Source organism: Ideonella lacteola (assembly GCF_038066555.1).
Taxonomy (GTDB): Bacteria; Pseudomonadota; Gammaproteobacteria; order Burkholderiales; family Burkholderiaceae_C; genus Ideonella; species Ideonella lacteola.
In genome coordinates this window covers 76,905-96,818 of record NZ_JBBUTG010000021.1, presented here as the reverse complement: position 1 = coordinate 96,818, position 19,914 = coordinate 76,905, and the positions used below count along the sequence as shown (strand labels likewise).

16 protein-coding genes are annotated in these 19,914 nt (G+C 65.8%); 8 read left to right on the top strand and 8 right to left on the bottom strand.

Features of this window, described 5'->3' with window-relative positions; genetic code table 11:
* The first annotated feature begins 44 nt into the window (after positions 1 to 44).
* The 6 genes from AACH06_RS23620 (at position 45) to AACH06_RS23595 (ending at position 7,059) form a co-directional block, all read left to right on the top strand.
* Positions 45 to 1,697 carry a 3-(methylthio)propionyl-CoA ligase gene (locus tag AACH06_RS23620; protein WP_341428245.1) on the top strand — a complete coding sequence of 551 codons (1,653 nt, stop codon included), beginning with the start codon at positions 45 to 47 and terminating at the stop codon, positions 1,695 to 1,697.
* Between the two features lie 144 nt (positions 1,698 to 1,841).
* A complete protein-coding gene (locus AACH06_RS23615; protein ID WP_341428244.1) occupies positions 1,842 to 3,071 on the top strand; it encodes a branched-chain amino acid ABC transporter substrate-binding protein in 1,230 nt (409 codons plus the stop codon).
* 169 nt (positions 3,072 to 3,240) lie between these two features.
* The gene (locus AACH06_RS23610) at positions 3,241 to 4,194 is read left to right on the top strand and encodes a branched-chain amino acid ABC transporter permease (protein WP_341428243.1); all 954 of its coding nucleotides are present in this window, start codon (positions 3,241 to 3,243) and stop codon (positions 4,192 to 4,194) included.
* A gap of 62 nt (positions 4,195 to 4,256) precedes the next feature.
* The gene (locus tag AACH06_RS23605) at positions 4,257 to 5,558 is read left to right on the top strand and encodes a branched-chain amino acid ABC transporter permease (RefSeq protein ID WP_341428242.1); all 1,302 of its coding nucleotides are present in this window, start codon (positions 4,257 to 4,259) and stop codon (positions 5,556 to 5,558) included.
* Complete coding sequence (locus AACH06_RS23600) at positions 5,555 to 6,355, top strand: ABC transporter ATP-binding protein (protein WP_341428241.1); 801 nt, start codon at positions 5,555 to 5,557, stop codon at positions 6,353 to 6,355. The genes AACH06_RS23605 and AACH06_RS23600 overlap by 4 nt, the downstream gene beginning before the upstream one ends.
* Complete coding sequence (locus AACH06_RS23595; RefSeq protein WP_423222077.1) at positions 6,355 to 7,059, top strand: ABC transporter ATP-binding protein; 705 nt, start codon at positions 6,355 to 6,357, stop codon at positions 7,057 to 7,059. Before AACH06_RS23600 ends, AACH06_RS23595 begins: the two co-directional genes overlap by 1 nt.
* A gap of 26 nt (positions 7,060 to 7,085) precedes the next feature.
* Here AACH06_RS23595 and AACH06_RS23590 read toward each other — a convergent pair whose 3' ends face one another.
* The 4 genes from AACH06_RS23590 to AACH06_RS23575 are packed head-to-tail and all read right to left on the bottom strand — an operon-like array spanning position 7,086 to position 12,957.
* The gene (locus AACH06_RS23590) at positions 7,086 to 7,964 is read right to left on the bottom strand and encodes a M15 family metallopeptidase (protein WP_341428240.1); all 879 of its coding nucleotides are present in this window, start codon (positions 7,962 to 7,964) and stop codon (positions 7,086 to 7,088) included.
* Complete coding sequence (locus tag AACH06_RS23585) at positions 7,948 to 9,750, bottom strand: peptidoglycan-binding domain-containing protein (protein ID WP_341428239.1); 1,803 nt, start codon at positions 9,748 to 9,750, stop codon at positions 7,948 to 7,950. Before AACH06_RS23585 ends, AACH06_RS23590 begins: the two co-directional genes overlap by 17 nt.
* 7 nt (positions 9,751 to 9,757) lie before the next feature.
* On the bottom strand, positions 9,758 to 11,221 hold the full coding sequence (locus tag AACH06_RS23580; protein WP_341428238.1) for a cell wall hydrolase: 1,464 nt from the start codon (positions 11,219 to 11,221) through the stop codon (positions 9,758 to 9,760).
* On the bottom strand, positions 11,221 to 12,957 hold the full coding sequence (locus AACH06_RS23575) for a hypothetical protein (protein ID WP_341428237.1): 1,737 nt from the start codon (positions 12,955 to 12,957) through the stop codon (positions 11,221 to 11,223). The genes AACH06_RS23580 and AACH06_RS23575 overlap by 1 nt, the downstream gene beginning before the upstream one ends.
* Before the next feature lie 140 nt (positions 12,958 to 13,097).
* On the opposite strand from AACH06_RS23575, the gene AACH06_RS23570 reads away from it, so the two are divergent.
* Positions 13,098 to 13,253 (top strand): hypothetical protein, encoded by a 156-nt coding sequence (locus AACH06_RS23570; protein ID WP_341428236.1) that lies wholly within the window; start codon positions 13,098 to 13,100, stop codon positions 13,251 to 13,253.
* 98 nt (positions 13,254 to 13,351) lie between these two features.
* On the opposite strand, the gene AACH06_RS23565 is transcribed toward AACH06_RS23570, so the two are convergent.
* The 4 genes from AACH06_RS23565 to AACH06_RS23550 form a co-directional block, all read right to left on the bottom strand.
* Positions 13,352 to 13,834, bottom strand: coding sequence for a hypothetical protein (locus tag AACH06_RS23565; RefSeq protein ID WP_341428235.1), 483 nt, complete (start codon positions 13,832 to 13,834; stop codon positions 13,352 to 13,354).
* A gap of 74 nt (positions 13,835 to 13,908) precedes the next feature.
* Complete coding sequence (locus AACH06_RS23560; protein ID WP_341428234.1) at positions 13,909 to 14,433, bottom strand: M23 family metallopeptidase; 525 nt, start codon at positions 14,431 to 14,433, stop codon at positions 13,909 to 13,911.
* A gap of 60 nt (positions 14,434 to 14,493) precedes the next feature.
* Entirely contained in the window at positions 14,494 to 15,111 is a 618-nt protein-coding gene (locus AACH06_RS23555; protein WP_341428233.1) for a DUF3885 domain-containing protein, read from the bottom strand.
* A gap of 103 nt (positions 15,112 to 15,214) precedes the next feature.
* A complete protein-coding gene (locus AACH06_RS23550) occupies positions 15,215 to 15,577 on the bottom strand; it encodes a hypothetical protein (protein WP_341428232.1) in 363 nt (120 codons plus the stop codon).
* A 302-nt stretch (positions 15,578 to 15,879) separates the two neighbouring features.
* Between AACH06_RS23550 and AACH06_RS23545 the strand changes: the two genes are divergently transcribed.
* Complete coding sequence (locus tag AACH06_RS23545) at positions 15,880 to 19,821, top strand: DUF4365 domain-containing protein (protein ID WP_341428231.1); 3,942 nt, start codon at positions 15,880 to 15,882, stop codon at positions 19,819 to 19,821.
* Positions 19,822 to 19,914: the final 93 nt, after the last annotated feature.

Sequence of the window (19,914 nt, the reverse complement as noted above, 5' to 3'; positions counted from 1 at the left end):
TTGCGCCTGCCTATGATCGAGGTCACCCCACAGGAGACATATCCATGCCCGCTCTCGCCGGCCAGATGATGGCCATGCCGCTGTTGATCTCATCCCTGATCCGCCACGCCGCGCGTCACTCAGGCGACACCGAGATCGTCTCGAAGCGGGTCGAAGGCGATGTGCACCGCACCAACTGGGGCGAGGTCGAGGCCCGCTCGCGGCGGGTGGCGCAGGCGCTGGCCCGCCTGGGCTGCCAACCGGGCGACCGGGTGGCCACGCTGGCCTGGAACGGCTATCGCCACCTCGAGCTGTACTACGGCGCCTCGGGCTCGGGGCTGGTGCTGCACACCATCAACCCGCGCCTGTTCCCCGAGCAGATCGCCTGGATCGCCAACGACGCGGCCGACAGCGTGCTGTGCTTTGATCTCACCTTCCTGCCCTTGGTCGAGAAGCTGGCCGCCGAGTTGAAAACCGTCAAGCATCTGGTGCTGATGACCGATCGGGCCCACATGCCGGCCAGCAGCGCCTTGCCGCAGCTGCTGTGCTACGAAGAGCTGGTGGGCGCCGAGAACGGCGAATACGCCTGGCCGCCGCTCGATGAGAACAGCGCCTCCAGCATCTGCTACACCTCGGGCACCACCGGGCACCCCAAAGGGGCGGTGTACAGCCATCGCTCCACGGTGCTGCACGCTTTCGGCTCGGCCCTGCCCGACGCGATGGACTGCTGCGCCCGCGACGTGATCCTGCCGGTGGTGCCGATGTTCCACGTCAATGCCTGGGGCTTGCCGTATTCGGGCGCGCTGGTCGGCGCCAAGCTGGTCTTCCCGGGCCCGCACCTGGATGGCAAGTCGCTCTTCGAGCTGTTCGAGGCCGAAAAGGTCACTTTCTCGGCGGGCGTCCCCACCGTCTGGCTCGGCCTGCTCACCTACATGAAGACCAACGGGCTGAAGTTCAGCACCTTCAAGCGCACCGTGATCGGCGGCTCGGCCTGCCCGCCGGCGATGATGAAGACGCTGCAGGACGACTTCGGTGTCGAGGTCATCCACGCCTGGGGCATGACCGAGCTGAGCCCGCTGGGCACGCTCTCCAAGCTCACGTCGAAGCAGGAAGCCCTGCCCAAAGAGGCGCAGCAGCGCCTGCTGGAGAAGCAAGGCCGGGTCATCTTCGGCATCGACATGGCCATCATCGACGACGACGGCCGCTCGTTGCCGTGGGACGGCCAGTCGGCCGGCAACCTGGTGGTGCGCGGCGGCTGGGTGATCGACAGCTATTTCGGCCATGCAGGCGAATCGCCGCTGGTCACGGTTGACGGTGATCCGGGCTGGTTCCCGACCGGCGATGTCGCCACGATCGACGCCGATGGCTTCATGCAGATCACCGATCGCAGCAAGGATGTCATCAAGTCGGGCGGCGAGTGGATCAGCTCGATCGACCTGGAGAACATCGCCATGGCCCACCCGGCGGTGCACGAAGCCGCGGCGATCGCCTGCAAGCACCCCAAGTGGGACGAGCGGCCACTGCTGGTGGTGGTGGCCAAGCCGGGCGCCACCGTCAGCCGTGACGAGCTGCTGGGCTTCTTCGAAGGCAAGATCGCCAAGTGGCAGATCCCGGACGGCGTGGCCTTCGTCGCCGAGATCCCGCACACCGCCACCGGCAAGGTGCAGAAGCTCAAGCTGCGCGATCAATTCAAGGGCTATCAGCTGCCTGGCACCTGATCGTCGGCGCCTCGCGCCTGGTGGCCGCCGCACCATGCGCACTGCAATGTCTCCGGTGCGACAGCGCGTTCGGGGAACTCCGGAATCTTTTTCCGACTTTCGCCGCTACCGTGCGGCATGCAGGACATCAACTCGGAGGCAACGATGGTGAATCGGCGTTCTTGGTCTCTGGCGGTGGGAGCGGCCTTGCTGTGGCAAGCCGGCTTGGCGTGTGCACAGGCGGGCGAGACGGTGAAGATCGCCTTCATCGACCCCCAGTCCGGCCCGTTTGCCAACATCGGTCAGAACATCCTGCGCACCTTCCAGCTGGCGGCTGAACGCACCAGCGCGAAATCCGGCGTGAAGTTCGAGGTGGTGGCCTTCGACAACAAGGCCTCGCCGCAGGAAAGCCTGAACGTGTTGAAGGCTGCGATCGACCAGGGCTTTCGCTACGTGGCGCAGGGCAACGGCTCGGGCGCGGCGGCGGCCATCCTCGATGCGGTGAACAAGCACAACGAGCGCAACCCGGGCAAGGAGGTGGTGTTCCTGAACTATGCCGCCGTCGACCCGGACCTGACCAACAGCAAGTGCAGCTTCTGGCACTTCCGCTTCGATGCAGACACCTCCATGAAGATGGAGGCGATGGTCACGGCGATGTCCGAAGACCCGACGGTGAAGAAGGTCTACATCATCGGGCAGAACTACGCGCATGGCCAGCAGGTGTCGCGTTATGCCAAAGAGATCATCGCGCGCAAGACGCCGGCCATCCAGGTGGTGGGCGACGAACTTCACCCGCTGGGCCAGGTGAAGGATTTCGCGCCCTACATCGCCAAGATCAAGCAAAGCGGCGCCGATACCGTGATCACCGGCAACTGGGGCCAGGATCTGGCGCTGCTGATCAAGGCCGCGAAGGACTCGGGGCTCGAAGCCAAGTGGTACACCTACTACGCTGGCGCTCAGGGCACGCCCACCGCCATCGGCAATGCGCTGACGGGCAAGATCACCACCATGTACGGCTCGTACTCGAACCTGCCCGGTGAATACAGCCAGTTCCGCGATGCCTTCCAGGCCAAGTACAAGCAGGACTTCTCCACCTCCACCGTGCTGCACCTGTTCGCAACGCTGCAGGGCGGCATCGCGAAGGCCAAATCGACCGACCCGGTCAAGGTGGCCCAGGCGATGGAGGGGCTCACGGTCCGCTCTTACGCCGGTGATGTGACGATGCGCGCGTCTGACCACCAATTGCAGCAATCGCTGTTCTTCGCCACCTGGCAGAAGGTGGATGCGAAGCAGAACTACAACGTCGAGGAGACGGGCAACACCTTCGCGTTGACGAAGATGTACCCCGCCTATGTCTCGGCCACGCCCACGTCCTGCCAGATGAAGAGGCCCTGAATGGGCCGCCCGGTGGCGCATGGCCGCCACCGCCCGCTGCGCGGGTGCACGGCCGCTTCCGGGTGGCCGTGCGCTGCCCATGCGGGGCCACCCTGGGTGCGCCGCCGCCACCCATCTTCATCACCCTTGTAGCAGCCGCCGCGGCCCGCAGCGGCGCAGTTCAAGCCCCATGACCCTCGAGGCGTTTGTCATTTCGCTGCTCAACGGCATCAGCTATGGGCTGCTGCTGTTCATGCTCAGCTCGGGCCTGACGCTGATCTTCAGCATGATGGGCGTGCTGAACTTCGCCCACGCCAGCTTCTACATGCTGGGTGCCTACCTGGGCTACACGATCTCGGGCTATGTCGGCTTCTGGCCGGCCCTGATCCTGGCGCCCTTGGCGGTGGGGGCGATGGGCGCCCTGTTCGAACGCTTTGCGCTGCGGCGCGTTCACAAGTTCGGCCACGTGCCCGAGTTGCTGATCACCTTCGGCCTGTCGTACGTGGTGCTTGAACTGGTGCAGCTGGTGTGGGGTCGCGCCGCCGTGCCCTACGCCCTTCCGCCAGGGCTGGATGGCCCTCTGTTCACCCTGTTCCAGACCCAGTTCCCACGCTCGCGCGGCTTCATCATGCTGGTGGCCCTGCTGATGCTGCTGGGCCTGTGGCTGGTGCTCACGCGCACCCGCGTCGGCCTGGTCATCCAGGCGGCGCTGACCCACCCGGACATGGTGGAGGCGCTGGGCCACAACGTGCCGCGTGTCTTCATGATGGTCTTCGGTGGCGGTGCCGCACTCGCAGGGCTGGCCGGCGTGATCGGCGGCAACACCTATGTGACCGAGCCGGGCATGGCGGCGGCCGTGGGCGCCATCGTCTTCGTGGTGGTGGTGGTCGGCGGCATGGGCTCGCTGGCGGGCGCCTTCCTCGCTTCGCTGCTGATCGGGGTGATGGTCAATTTCGCGGTGGCGCTCGACCACTCGGCGATGAGCCTGCTGGCCGCGCTGGGTGTGAAGATCAGCCCGCAGGCCTATGGCCAGTCGCTGCTTCAGCTGAAGATCTCTCAGGTGGCACCCATCCTGCCGTTCCTGCTGCTGGTGCTGATGCTCGTCTTCAGGCCACGGGGCCTGCTGGGAACGCGAGAGGACTGACCGTCGATGCACGTGGAACGACGAACCCATTTCACCCGGGTGGCCATTTGATGAGCGCCGTGATGTCACCTGCAGGCCGCCGCTACCACTGGAAGCCACTCAACGTGGGCCGCTGGGTCGTGTGGGGCGGCTTCGCGCTGATCTTGCTGGTGGCGCCGAAGATCTTCACCAGCGGCACGTCGCTGACGATGCTGTCCCAGATGGGCTATCTGGTGATCGTCTGCCTCAGCTACAACCTGTTGCTGGGCCAGGGGGGCATGCTCAGCTTCGGGCATGCGGTGTACACCGGTCTGGGCGCCTTCTTCGCCATCCATGCGATGAACCTGGCCTCGCAAGGGGCGCTGCCCATCCCGCTGCCGTTCATCCCGCTGGTGGGTGGGCTGGCGGGGCTGGCGGTGGCGGCCCTGCTGGGCTACCCCTCGACCAAAAAGGCCGGCACACCGTTCGCGATGATCACGCTGGGCGTGGGTGAGCTGGTGTTCGCCATGTCGCTGATGTTCCCTGAATTCTTCGGCGGCGAAGGCGGCGTCAGCACCAACCGGGTCTACGACACACGGCTTTTCGGCTGGAGCTTCGGCCCGGCGCTGCAGGTGTACTACCTGATCGCCTTCTATTGCTTCGTTTGCACCGCGGCGATGTACGCCTTCACCCGCACGCCACTGGGCCGCATGCTCAATGCGGTGCGCGACAACCCCGAACGCGTGGCCTTCATCGGGTATGACACCCAGCGCGTGCGCTACCTCGCCTTCATGATCGCCGGCTTCTTCGCCGGCATCGGCGGTGCCTTCAACGCGATCAACTTCGAGATCGTCACCGCTGAAACCGTGAGTGCGGTGCGCTCGGGTGGCTACCTGCTGTTCACCTTCCTCGGCGGCGCCACCTTCTTCTTCGGCCCCATCATCGGCGCGGTGCTGCTGGTGCTGTCATCGGTCTTGTTGTCGGAGATGACGCTGGCGTGGCAGCTCTACCTGGGCTTTGTCTTCCTGTTCATGGTGATGTACGCGCCGGGCGGCGTGGCCAGCCTGATCATGATGAACCTGCGGGTGGCGGCCTTCGGCAAGCTGGGCCGCCTGTGGACGGCGTATCTGGGCCTGGGCGGTGCCGGTGCGGTGGTGTTCCTCGCGGTGGCGTGCGTGGTAGAGATCGTCTACCACCTGCAGCTCGATTCTTCGGGCGAGAGTGGTGTGCGCTTCCTGGGGACGACCGTGGACGTGCACAGCGCTGACACCTGGGTGGGCCTCGCGCTGGTGGCTGGCACCGCGCTCGGCCTGTTCGAGCTGGCGCGCCGCCGGTTTCTGCGTGAGTGGGACGACACCCAGGCCGAGATCGAGAGAGAGATCAAGCGACGGGAGGCCCAGGCATGACGCCCCACGCCACGAACGCCACCAGCGCCGCGGCGGTAGAGCTGCGGGCGGTGACCAAGTCGTTCGGCCGCACCGAGATCATCCGCGGGGTCAGCCTGGCGGTGAAGGCCGGCGAGCGGGTGGCCATCATCGGCCCGAACGGCGCCGGCAAGTCGACGCTGTTCAACCTCATCAGCGGCCGCTTCGGCCCCACCAGCGGCGACATCCTGCTGCATGGGCGGCCGATCGGCGGCCTGAAGCCCTATGAGATCAACCGGGCGGGCCTGAGCCGCAGCTTCCAGGTGAGCAACCTCTTCGGCCGCCTGAGCGTGTTCGAGAACATCCGTTGCGCGCTGCTGTGGGCGATGGGCCACCGCTATGAATTCTGGAAGTTCCTGTCGAACCTGCGGGACGTGAACGATCGCACCGAGCAGGTGCTCGAACAGATCCACCTGCATCGCAAGCGCGACCACCTCGCGATGAACCTCACCTATGCCGAGCAGCGAGCGCTGGAGGTGGGCATCACCATCGCCGGCGGCAGCAGCGTGATCCTGCTGGACGAGCCCACCGCCGGCATGAGCAAGAGCGAAACCAGCCGCTTCGTGCAGCTCATCCGCGAGGTGACCGAGGGCAAGACGCTGCTGACGGTGGAGCACGACATGGGCGTGGTCTTCGGCCTGGCCGACCGCATCGCGGTGCTCGTCTACGGTGAGTTGCTGGCGTTCGACACCCCCGAGGCGGTGCGGGCCAACCCGCGCGTTCAAGAGGCGTATCTGGGCTCGGTGCTGGCCGATGCCCAGGCGGCGGAGGCGCACTGATGGCCGGGCTGCTTCAGCTGCAAGACCTGCACGCCTACTACGGCAAGAGCCATGTGCTGCACGGCGTGAGTTTGAGTGTCGGCGAGGGCGAGATCGTCAGCCTGCTGGGCCGCAACGGATCGGGCCGCTCGACCACCGTGAAGGCCATCATGGGCCTGGTGGATGCCACCGGCTCGGTGCGCTGGCGCGACCAAGAGCTCATCGGACGCGAGGCGTTCGAGATCGCCCACCTGGGCATCGGCTACGTGCCCGAGAACCGCGACATCTTCCCCAAGCTCACCGTGCACCAGAACCTGATGCTGGGCCAGAAGGGCGGCCGCAAGAACGCGCGCTGGGGCTTTGACGACATGTACGCGATGTTCCCGCGGCTCAAAGAGCGCCAGCACACCGAGGCCGGTGTGTTGAGCGGCGGCGAGCAGCAGATGCTCACGCTGTGCCGCACGCTGATGGGCGACCCTGATCTCATCATGATCGACGAGCCCACCGAAGGCCTGGCGCCGAAGATCGTCGAACTGGTGGCCGAGTACCTGCGCGAGCTGCAGCGGCGCGGCATCTCGGTGCTGCTGGTGGAGCAGAAGCTCACCATCGCGCTGGAGGTGTCGCAGCGCTGCCTGGTGATGGGGCATGGCCAGATCGTGTTCGAAGGCACGCCTTCGGCCCTGAAGGCCGATGCCTACATCCGCAAGGAGTGGCTGGAGGTATAGCCCCGGGCCACGCGCCCCTCCACCGTTCAGGGGTTGCGCCGCGCCAGCTCGAAGTGCATGCCGTCGGGGTTGCTGGTGAAGTGCCCACCCCAGGCGAAGCCCTGGCGATTGAACACCGGCACCAGCGGCCCCAAGTGGCCAGCCTGGCCTGGCAGCGCGGGCTGGTGGCCGGCGCCGTTCCAGCGGGCGTTCAAGTCGATCGCCACGCCCCAGGTGTGCGAGCTGAGGTCGGGGTGCGCCGGGTTCCAGTTCTTGCGGCGCGGCACGAAGGTGCCATCGCAGGTGAGCAGCAACTCGACGAGGCTCGCATCCTGCGCGATCTCGTCGAACACCGCCTTGAAGTGTGGAATGGCCAGGCGGTGCAGCGCCACCGAGGGATGCCTCAGTGCCGTGAGCACGGGGTGGGTGAACTGCTGGATGTTTTGCGCCACCCAGTTGGGCGTGGTGATGACCACCGAGCCTCGTTGAGCGCCGGGTTGCGTGTCGAAGGTGCCGAACACCGTGCCCAGCCCGAGCTGGCTCAAAGGCAGGATGGTGCCGTTGGCGCGGCGAGAGACGTCTGGCGGCACGCCACCCGCACCTGCACCTGCACCTGCGCCTGCACCTGCACCTGCCGGGGCCGCAGGCGGGGCGGCCGGCGCCGGCTCATCCAGCTCGACACCGCCTGCCCAGATGTAGGCCTCGCGATTGGCGAGGCCAAGCCAGGCATTGCGGCCCAAGAAGGGCTCGGCCTCCAGCACGCGATCCACCTGCAGTGTTTGGCCCGGCTCCAGCCGGCCCAGGCGCGTGGCGCTGACGCTGGGGCCGCTGCGCAGGTTCAGCCGGTGGGTGATGCGCGCGGTGCGCGGCGGCGAGAGTGGGGTGGTGGGCGGCATCGGTGCTGCGCCGCTAGCCGAGGTAGTCATCGTCGAGGCCTCCTGGCGCCAGGCCGAGAAGTTGCTGGATCTGCACCGCCGTCAACTCGGCGGTGGCTTCCATGCCGCCGGCTGACTGCCATTGCCGAATGGCCTGGCGGGTGGCCGCATCGAAGCTGCCACTCACCGCGGCTGGCGGCATCGGCAGGGCACGCTGCAGCCGTTCGATCTCGGCCACCGACAGCGCGCGCTCGGCGTCGTTGAGGGCGTCGCTCATTGGATCGGCCGGCGTCGATGCGACGGTGGGGCTGATCGGCGACCGGCTCAGCAGGCTCTTGGTCGGCTCACCTGCCGCACCACCGGTCGCAGATGCCACGCTTTCTGGTGCGGGCTTGCTGCCCGCGCCCCGCATCTTGACCAGCTTGCTCAACAGGTCGAACCAGAACGGCCCGCCGAGCGTGCAGGCGATGGCGGTGAGGCACCAGCCGGCCAGGGCCAGCAGCAGGTTGCCCCACCAGGCGGCAGCACCGTTCTTGAAGTAGGTGGGCCACGCGCCGTTGACCCAGCCGATTGGCAGGCCGATGCTCTGCAGCGCGTTCAGGTCGTTCAAGCGCGTGCAGAACTCGCGCTCGGCGGGCGACAGCGGCGCGCACTCCGTGGGTGTGGTGCGGCCCTTGGGGGTGCTCGCCGCGGTGGCGGCAGTGGCCAACGGCGGCGGCACGGTGGCCAGCGGCGGCGGCACCAGGAAGCTCGCGACCTCTTTTCGCACGTCGGCAGCGAGGCGCAGCGTCGGGCCGGCCCCGGCGTTGGAAGCCAAGGCCGCTTCGATCGATTGCACATGCGTCTGCACTTCCGACGCGCGAAGTGGCGTCACCTTGAGCGACTCGCGCAGCGCAATCGCCGCCATCAGCGCCCGCGAGAGCCCGTCACCCGCACCCGGATCGGCCGGCGGGGCCAGCTGCTGTTGAAGGGCCTGGCTGAGTTCGGCCAGGCGCGCCTGCAAGGCCTGCGGAACGGCACGGGTGGCCTCTCGCGCTGCCGGCAGGCTCGGTGGTGCCCCGCTGGTGCTGCCGTTGATCAAGGCGGGCAGGGCGATCGGGGCGGTCGCGTGGGAAGCGGCCGATTCCGGCGTGGACGCCGCGGCGCTCTGGCGACTCACTTCGTCGCCATACGCTGCGCTGGCCCGCTTGGCCGCTTCCACCGTGGCATTTCGCAGGGCTTCGTCTTGCCACAACCGCGCCGAGATCACGATGGGGTTGATGTTGGCGAAGCCGGCGATCAGCAAGCCGAACACGAACAGCGTGACCTGGGTGTGCCGCTTGAACCAACCGGTGGAGCGCTCGCACACCGCGTCGTACCACGCCGCCAGTCGCGTCTCGAAGGCAGGCCAATCGTGCTCCACGCCGGCCAGCACGCTGACAAGGCCCGCGGTGAAGTCGACGTTCGGCAGCCGCTCGCTCGAAGCGCCCTGGGCCTTGCCAACCGCCGCCTTCACCTCGCTCACCCACTCGGCAGGCGTCTGCGGCCGGATGCCGCCCAGCAAGGTGCCCGTCAGGTGGCCCACCAACGACGACACCACCACGTCAGAGGTCAGGTAAGAAGGCTTTCGGCTGTCTTGTTTCGTGCCGCTGGCCATCGACACCACGATGGGGTGTGCCAGCAGGCCTTCGGCGAACTTCGCGTCGTCGCCCACGAATGAAGCCACCGCCTTCTTGAGGTATTCGCCACGCAGCGAGCGCATCGACGCCCACAGCTCCTGCAAGGCCGTGGCCAGCAGGCTGGTGATCGCAAAGACGAGTGCGACCCCGATGACGACGTCGATGATGCGCGTGTCCATGCGGCCCTCAGGCGATGTCGTTGAAGAAAAGGTGATGCCCGATACGGGCGCTGGGCGCATGGCCGCGCGCCCACCGTGGCGGCGGGCTGAGCCGGGCGTCGTGGTAGTGGGTGGCGCCGCCGGTGGGGTCGTCGCGCTGGCGGCGCGCGGCGTCCGTGCGCTCCAGCGTGATGAGCTGGTCTGCCTGCTCCAGCGCCTGCGCGAAGCGGGCGTTGGTGGCATCCACCGCCATCAGCTGCGGCAGGTTGCGGTCGTTGCGGTTCCAGCAACTGAACTGCCAGGGCTTCTGGCAGACACCGGCGACCGTGCGGCCCCAATAGGTTTGCCGCTTCACCCGATTGAGCACCACATGGGCCACAGCGCACATGCCGTCGATGGCGCCGATCTCTCCGCGGGCTTCGCCCCACATCGTGCGGGCGAGTGTCACCACGTCGCTCGGTGCGCTGCCGGGTGCGACGGCCGGGGCCACCGCTTCCGGCATGGGGGCGTTGCGGGCCGCCGGCGCGCGTCGAAGGGGCTCGCCTCGCCGCACCAACGAAGCGCCGGCCCAGTTCAGCAGCCGGCCGATCGGCACCGCCACCGCATTGCGGGCGCTGCCTTGCGGCGCAGCCCCGGCGTGGATGCCGATGAGCTCATCGCTCTCGTTCCACACGGGTGCACCGCTGTCGCCTTCGTCGGTGGGGGCGTCGGTGCGCCAGCACAGCGCATCTTCAAGGAGGTAGCTTCGCGTGGTGTCTTCGCCCAGCGCGAGGCGCACGCTCACCAGCGCTGGCAGATCGCCGGTGATTTCGAACCCCCGCGTGCGCAGGCGCAGCCGCTCGCCGGCCAGGGGCGAGGCCGTGCCGATGGGCCACTCGTCAGCGTGGGCGGCCAGATCGGTCAGCGCCTCGGCGCTGACCTCGGCCAATGCGCCATCGATGGCGGTCACCGTCGGCAGCCGGGCGAAATTGGGCTGCCAGTCGATCAGCCGGCCGGTGATGGTGCCGCCGGCCCCGGTCTCGAAGAAGAATCCGGCCTGGTCATCACGCTGGGTCTGGGTGTCTGCGGCCATCACATGGCCTGCCGTCAGCGCGAGCAGGCGCGAGGCATCGGCCGGGTGGCGCAGCACCGCGCCCAGCGTGCCGCGCAGTGAAGGGTGCGACAAGTTCTGCGCCCGCATCCAGGCCTGGGCCACGCCGAAGCGTGTGCTTCGAACCGCACGAATGCTGATGCGGCCTCGCTCGCCGCCGAGCGTTGCCAAGTGCGTGGGCAGGTGATGGCTGGGGCAGCTGTCGTCAAAGCCGAGGGTGAACACCGGCCCGCCTGCGCCTGAGGCAGAAACCTCGTGCTGAACCCAGCACAGGGCCTGCGCGGCATCGTCGTGCAGGCCAAGCTGAGGTGCCAGCGATGGGCCCATGCCCTCTGCGCGCAGCACCGCATTGAGTGCCTGTCGCACTCGGCGTTCAGCGGCCAGGTGGGCGGTGCCAGCCATCACGCCGCCTTGCAGGCGCCACTCTTGAAGGCCTGCTGGGTGGCCGCATCCCAAAGGCCCGTCTTGGGCGCCTTGCCGCTGGCCTGGCAGCGGTCGATCGCCGCGTAGATCTGCGCATCGGTGGCACCCGCGGCCAGGCCCAGGCGGGCGAGGGTGTCGGGGTCCATGTCTTTTGCCAGCGAGGGTCGACTGCCACCGGCGGAGGCGGGCGCGGTCGAGGCTGCGGCAGCCGGTGCCTCGCCTACGGTGACCGTCACGGTGTGCTCGAAGGCCGTGCCATCGCGGAAGTGCAGCACCACCGTGTCACCGGCTTGCGCCGTGGCCGGCACCGTGTAGTCGAAGCGGAACTGGCCGCCTTCGAGCCGAACGGGCAGGGCGGTGCGCTCGCCATTGGCCTCGGCCTCGGCCACCGGCACCTGGCCACCGCTGGCCACGTAGAAGACGCGCGTTTCGCCTGCAGCCATGGTGGCGCTGTCGCCGGGCGGGAAGACGCGCAAGGTGGTCGATTTCACCTCGACGGCACATTGCGCGAGCGCCTTCTGCGCCTGCTCAGGGTGGGGGCCCAGGGCATCGGCAGCCAGGGTGTCGAGGCTGACCCGCGCGGTGCGCAGCGCGACGGTGGCGGCGCGTATCTCGGCCAATTGATCGGTCTCGCCAGCGGTGAGGGTGCGGTTCTTTTCGCGTGTCTTCATCGCCGTGAGATCCACCCGGGCACCCTCCAGCTTGCCCATCGGCTGGGCCGCTTCTGAGGCCGCCTTCTCGGGTGCCGTCAGGCGCGCCGCGATGCCCCCCTGCGCACGCGCGGCTTCGAAGATCGCCGCCAGGCTGGGCACGGTCTTGTCCACCTCTTCACTCACCTTCAGCTGGATGGCGACCGATCGATCCCACAGCAGCGGGCCGGCGCCCGCCAGCGCGCTGATGGTGCGTTGGGCCAGGGCCGTTGTGGCCTTCACCGCCTTCAACTCGGACTTTGCTTCCGAGATGGCGGCCAGCGCCGCCGGGTCTGCTTGCTCGACGTCGACCTCGCCCAGCTGCGCAGGCGTGCAGCCCTTGTCCCACGCCTTCTGGCGCGCCAGGCAACTGGCGGCGAGCGCCTGGGCTTCGCTGGCGGTGGCGCCGGCGGGTGCCGCGGCGCAGGTGGGCCGGGGTGAGGTCTGGCGGCAGACCTGGGGTTTGGCCTCGGCCACCACCTTGTTCACGGTGCGGGTCAGCCCCTCGGCCGCATCGACCTTGGCGGTGAGCGTGGCCTCGCGCAGCTTCACGCGTTGCCGCAGGCCATAGAGCGTTTCCTTCTCCAGCCCATCACCCGGCTGGCCGAGGGTGGCCTGCCCCTCTCTGAAGGGCTCTGCGGCCGTCAGCGCGCAAGCCAGTGCCGCGGCACCGGCGCGGTACACATCCAGCCGGGGCCGAGAGATCAGGCTGTTGCCATAGGTGTAGCCTGCCGCGCCCGCCACGCCGATGCCCGCCACATCCTTTGCGCTGGAGCCATTGATGGTGGCCAGCAGCGCCAACGCCGACAAGCCCACCAGACCGGCGCCGAGCTGCGGCGTGGCGTTGGATTGCTCGGCCACCGCGGCGATGTAGCGGCCCTGCACCTTTTGCACCTCGGTGACCACCTCGGCCAGCGCCCGCGGCGGGCTGCCTGCCGTGGCCTTGTAGGTGCCGTCGGCCGCGCGCTCGACCAGCAGCCGGTCTGAGAAGATCTGCGGCGACAGCGCCGAGCACCCCGCCAGCACGGCGATGAGAGGCCAGCTTACGGCTGCCGTGACGCGCCTGGTGCGCCGCCCATCGGGCCCTGCGCCACTCGCTGTCCGACCTGCAGCCCCCCCTGCACGCCCGCCTGCACGCCCGCCTACGCCGACGCGTGTGCCTGCGCATGCCCCGTCGCCTGACGGCTTCGAACGCGATGTCATGGCCGATCCCCCTTGTTGTCTACCGCCGCTGGCTGCCGGCAAGGCCGGAAGCGCTCGCCGAATTGCACGACGAACAGGTCGGCGGCCGCATCCTCAAGGTCGAGGATGGCCGGGGGTGAGGGCGCGTGGGGGGCTGCAGCAGGCAGCCCAGGGTGGATCGAGCGGCGGTGGAGCGCGGCGATGGCGCGTTGGCGCGTTGGCGCGCTGGGGGTGGGCGCTACCGAACGCGGCTGAACTGGTGGGTGCGCATGAAGGGGCGGCCATCGTCGCCCACATTGGCGGCTGTCTCCACCAACGATTGGTGATCGGGCGACAGCGTGTACACGCGGGTGGACCCCGGAACGCCACCCCTCACCAACTGCATCACCAGCACATTCGGCGCCGGCATGGACGCGGCCGCCATGTCGGCCTCGAGATCGCCCTTCACCGGCACCGCCGTGCCGTTGAGCTCGGCCACACTCTCCGCGAAAAGCACGTGGCCGGAAGCGTCCACCACCTCCACCCGCGTCGCGAGCCTGCCGCCTTCGGCATCGGCAAACGTGATCGTCACGCGCTTCGGCCGCATCGGCTCAGGGATGGGCAACCGCGACACATCCGCGGCCCACTGGCCGGCCAGCGCGCCGATGCGGCTGGGCTCAGCCTGCGCCAGGCCAGCGTGGACGAGCAGGGTGCAAAGCCAGAGGGCAGGCAGTCGTTTCATGGGGTGCGGTGATGTGGAAAATCGAGCGGCGCCGTTGCCGCCCCTGACGGTGGTGAGGCCGGGAATTCGAAGTGTCATGGGCGGCCCGCCAGCAACTGGCCAGGGTCGAGGAAGAACATCTTCTTCCAGCCCTGGGTGTCGGTGCTGATGCGCCAAGGCACTGGAACCAGCGACACCACCGCATAGTGCAAGTGGGGCGGCTTGCCCGCCGCGTTGCCACTGGTGCCCACCGCGCCAACGGGCTGCCCGGCCGAGACAAGCCACGAGGCTGGGGCCGCCTCATCGAGATGGGCGTAATAGTGGATGCGCCACTTGGGGCCCAACACGGCGACGACGCGGCCCCCAATGCCAAACTGCCCTTGGTAGACCACCACGCCGGGCACAGCCGACACCACCGGTTGCCCCTGCCTGGCGAAGATGTCGATGCCCTTGTGCACGCCCGACTGCCCCCAAGGCTCGAACCAGAACGACTTCGCGTTCCAGTCGGTGCGCGAGGCCCCCTGCACCGGGATGACGGGATGCTCGGGCCACGCAAAGCCGGCGGCCAAGACCGCGAGCAAGGCCATCAAGCCACAGGCGTAGCGGCGGCGCACTCTCATTTCAGCCCTGGCTCGAAGCGCTGGGGCAGCCCTGGTTTGTGGCGGTGTACCAGCGGGGAGTCAGACGGCATGGAAGGTGGCCTGCATTTGCTCTCGGTCGTATTCCAGGGTGAGGGGTTGAAACTCGCGGTACAGCGAAGCAAGTCGCTCATGATTCGGGCCTACCACGTCCATGCCTCGATCATCGTAGGGCAACACCAAGATCTGGGACGGCAGATCGGCGAGGTAGACGGTGATCCCCGGCGAAGGCTCGATGTTCAGATCGCAGGACAAGGCGCACCACAGCAGGTTGGGCAATCGGTGGATGGGGGCCTGAAAGGCAATACGAATCCAGACATCGGGCTCATCACCGATCATGACCGGCCCGTTCAAGGCCTCGGTCCACATGCTGCGATCACTCGGGATACGGATGCCCGCACGCCGCAGGTCGCGCAGCGCCACGCGCTGACTGAAAGGGCTTCCCCAGGCCCTCGCACACAAGACGATGGTCAAGGTTTCGGCGCCTGCAAACACCGAGTCGCAGATCATTTGGGCTTTGCGCATCGCGGTGAGGAATTGGTCAACCGTCGATCCGCCTTCGGACAGCTCGAATCTGATTCCGCCGGGGTACTGGTAGAACAAGGGGCGAGCGAAGGCCAGGGCGCCAAAAGCGCGCTCGAAGTCCATGCGCAATCTCATATCACCCTTCCTTGCTGGCACGGGTAGCGATCAACCGGCACCGACAGTGAGACTCGATGCCGACTGACGAGAGGCGAAGGTTCAAGGGTCATGTGTCCATCTTCTATCGGAGATAGCCGGCCGGCCAATCGGCCTCTAACGACACCTGAACCAGACGAACGGCCGCCAGATCTTGAAACTCGACGACGGCGCAGAGCGCGGCATGGCACCGCGTGCACTTGGCATAGCACGCCTCCCTGATCAGCGGCCTCTGAGATGGATCGCCGCCTTCTGGCCACGCGCCATGCTTGGCGTCCATCTCAGGCCACCAGGCCATGCGCTCTGAGAGGCGATAGGTTCTGCCGCTGAATCGGCCCGACTCGTCACCCAAAAAACTCGCAGCCACATGGGCCTGCGCGCTGATCACGGCCTCGGCCTGGCAGGCGGGGCAAATGCACGGAGCTTCGATGATGTTGAAAGCGCCCATCCTGGCGGCGTAGTTTCAGTGGATTCGATGGGCAGCATTGTCGCCATGAGTACCGGCGAGGCGGCGGTTGCGGTGCGACGGTTGTCCGGTACTCCAGGGCCCGACCGTTTCGAATGAGGCGGGTGACTGCTTTGCAGCGATAGCGGTCCTACGCCGTGATGAACATAAGCGTTCCATAGCGTTGGGCAGTTTCACGGCTTAAGCCGGGCGATCAGTTAGCGCAGAATGTGATCGGGGCGGCACGAGGGTGGGGTCAGTCGATGCCACTTCGCATGCCGAGCCCCCGCCCAACGAGGTGAGCCGTGGCTGAAAATTTTCCTATCGTCGACAAGAATCGGCTCATCAGCGAAGCGTCGAAGCTGCTGTTTGAATTGCAGCGCCCCTCGAGCTGGCATGTTGTAGAAATTTCCGGCGACGGCGATTTTGGCTTCGACATCTTTGTTCATTTGGAAGTCGCGGGTGGCATTCGCCATGTCTTCCTTATTCAGCTTAAGGGGACGGAGTCCCCTGACCTGATTGAAGCCGAACAGAAGATTAGCTTCACCCTCAAGCGCCGTACGTTGAATCTGTACGCGCAGGCCACCGTTGCAGTCATGTTGGCGGTAGCGGTGGTTTCACTCGACGAAACAGGAAAACTTGTAATCGACGAAAGCCATATCCACTGGCAGTGGATATCGGAAGAGCTATCGAGGGTACGTGGCTCACCTACAGCTCTAGATGAGTCGAATGCAGGGACAACAAATGTGCATGTCCCGATTGAGCAACGTTTACACGCGCGCCTGGACATCCGAGCGCATCTAGAGCGTCAGCTTGCGATTGCCCAATCGGCTGTCTCACTGGAAGACATCCTTAGTCAGGCTGCATCCGTAGGCACCGGGCAGCCCGTCATCGCGCAACTCGCGGAAGCAGCGCGGCGGCGGCCCGCCGCCCTGTTTGCATGGATTACGGCGGACAACCCCGAGCAAGATGAGGAGTTGCCGGCGGCAGCTCACGAGATACGAGCTTTGCTGCGTGCTGGCAATACAGCGCAAGCTGAGAGTGCGCTGAGAAAGCTGTTGCCGAACGGGTTCGGCGCCTCCCCTGCCCAGAAGAGTGCCTTCCTGGTCCTGCGAGCAAAGGCCCTCGTCCAGCATGGCGACCGGGCAGGTTCGCTCCCGCTGTTCGAGGAAGCCTACACAGTTCATGCATCGCTAGAGAATCTTCTCCCTCTCGCGGAGATTCGCCTTTTGCAGGCTGTCGATGCTCAGGACTCCGATGGCATTCGCGACGTGAGCACCACGCTTGCATCAGCAGAAACGGATGATGGATGGGCGTTGCGTCTACGCGTGCACATCGCCCTGCAAGAGTTCGATACGGCGGAAGCATGCCTGGCGCGTATCAGTCAGGAGAAGCGCCTGCTACCCCGGCTCCTGCTGCTGTCGTCAAGGGGGCAGTGGCAAGACGCAATCGCTGTGGCGAAGGCCGCAGAGAGGGACGCAAGAATTCCCGCGAATGACCTGACGAGCGTTCAGTTGATCGCCGCGAGGGCTGCGTGGTCCGCCGCAACGATGACCGCTCAAACGCGCGAAGGCTCTGAGGAGTTGCCGCTGTCGGGCGCTATCGGCACGCAGCTCGCACCGGCCAGCGAAGCATGGGAGATGGCACTCAAGGCGCTGGAAGGCCTCAAAGAGCAAAACTGGCCCCCCAACATCGAACTCATCACGCCGACCGTCTGCGGCGTGGCTGGCGTGCTCGGTCAGCAAGCGCGAGCCCTCGAATTGTTGATCGACGCCGCCGCGCATCGCCCGCAGTACAAAGGCCTACAGCACGATCTGGAGCTTCTTGCAATCGGCGCACATGAGCCGGAAGCGGCTCTGACGGCAAACCTTCGGCAGGACACAACCATTGATGTGCTCACCCGTCGGACATCGTTGTTGTTCGAGATGCGGCGATATGCCGACTGTCTCGATGCAGCTCTCGCAACCGCTCGATCCGGCGAAGCGCCCACGGAGCGATCACCGATGGCTGTGGCGACGGGATTCGCAGCTGCGCACAGGATTGGCCGGCATGTAGAAGCCGAGGAACTTCAGCGAGTCTTGCTTTCACGGCCTGAATGGGCCGAATACTTGTCCTTCAGCGAATTTGCCCGGCTTAGCCACGTAAATCCCGGTGGCGAAGAGCCCTTGAGCGCCTTGCGTGCCGGATTAAAGACACATCCGCAGTCTTGGCTGTTGCTGGCAAACCTCTTCTCAAATCTGGATGTGAACGAGCCCTCAGCGGCGGCTGAGGCTATCGAGCTGGCTCGCCAGCTCCGCAACAAAGCGCTGTTCAACATTCACGAAGCCACACGGTTGGTGGCAGCGCACACCACGCTAAGGAACTGGGCGGAAGCAGCAAATGAAGCGGTCCAAGCTTTGCTGCGTTTCAAGGACGATGAACGGCTGCTGTCCATGGGTGCCGTGGCGCAAGAAATGCTCGGACACACCGGAGCAGCATGGGCCATGCTCGACCGCGCCCTACAGGTTGGCACCAACCGGATATCGGTCGTGCACAACTACATGGGGTTGGCACTCAGGCTGGGCCGAATCGATGCCGTTCGCGCTTCTATCGACCGACTGTTGGCTCTGGTTTCTGATCGCACGGAACGGCTTGAACTCTTGCGGCTCAGCGCGTTGATCTATCTTCAACAAGAACGCTCGAATGAAGCGATTGCGGCCGCCAAGGCCGTAGGCGAACTGGTTGATCCTGCCAACGAGCAGGAGGAGGGCATTTACATCAACCTTGTCATGGCCATCACGGTAAACGCGCCGGCCATAGAAGACGCGTTCTTGCAGGCTTATCAACGACGCATTGATGCGTTTTGCGCGACCTGGCCAGAGTCTCGCCTCTTCCGACGGGTATCGCTTCCTGCGGAGGGCCTAGACGGCACGGAGGATTTGCATGACCTGCTCGACCCGTTGGTCGGCGACTCGCGAGCCAGGATGCGCGAATTCGAGAAGCGCGAGCAGCAGGCGCGCAGCGGCGAGCTTCCCGTGCCCTTCATCGTCCGTCCGGGATTCGTCCTGCACTACATCGGCGATGCCTTCCTGCTCTGGCATGTCGCCATGCGGTCAAAGCCCGACGATCACCAGTTCCATCTCAACATTGCAAGCTCAGACGATTTACCAACAAGCCAGGATGCATCTAGAGATACGCCATTACTTGATCTGACGTCGCTCCTCGTTCTGGATTCGCTAGATCTGTTCGACCTCGTGTTCTCGGCTTTCAGACGCGTTGCTATTCCCAGCCTCACTGTGGGCTTCATCAGTCAGCACGCCCAAGGTTTGCTGACGAACGGCGCGACCATGGAGAAGGCGCAATCCATCCTTGGACGAATCAACCATTGGATAGACAGGATTGAACAGCCAAGTACACAGCGATCGCGGACACGGGGGGGCATCTCAGCGAAATCCTTGCTGCGCGAGTATGCCGACTTAGCCAACGGACATACGTGGCTGAGCTACTGTGACGACGCCATCACAAGGGCAATGATCCACGAGGAGAGTAAAGCCGCTCGCTTCTTTTCAACGCTTGATCTTCTGAACGCGTTGTGTGACGAACGCTCAATCCAACCGCAGGAAGTTGCCGCCGCACTCGTCAAGCTGCACGAGTGGAACGTTGCCATCAACGTTGAAGACCGCTATTTGATCGCCTCGCTGGCTGGCGCTGTGCCGGAGGACTTTCGGGGAGGGGCTTCGCGGCGTTTTGATGCGTTTCAAGCGCACCAGCCGTTCACCACGCTGTCTAGGGCGATCTGGCACCCCGGGAAAACCGCAGGGGATCTTGTTGGACACATGGCGCACTTGCTGATGTCGATGCTGCATAAAGATGGCAGTGATCTCGACAGCGTTGCGGCAGTCTTGGCGAGTTGGTACTTCCGCAGCCGCTTCCTAGTGCCGATCGAGGGCGCGGCATGGAAGTTGATGTGCTACCCGGTAATGCTCGCCGTCGGCGCTCAGCACGCCAATCGTTGTGCGACGCTGGTGAGCGTGCTGAATCGAGCCGTCACCCTCAGCGTTGGCGACCAACACATGTCGGTCCAGACGGAAGCGGCAGTTGCATCCGCACTCGGAGGTATTGCAGGTTCGTTTGCAAAACGCGATCGGGCTATGGCAAATCAGCTCCTCGGCAAATTGATGTTGGCCATGCCACGCCGCACAGCCAACGGAGACAGCTGCATGGATGGATACACGGCAGCCGCAAAGACAGTCAAACAGGGCGACTAACCTTGCACACCGGCAGCCCTTGATCTATCGGGCCCATCGGCCGAGTAGTCGATGAACGCTGCATGTCGCCATAAGGGGGGAATGGATCGGGAC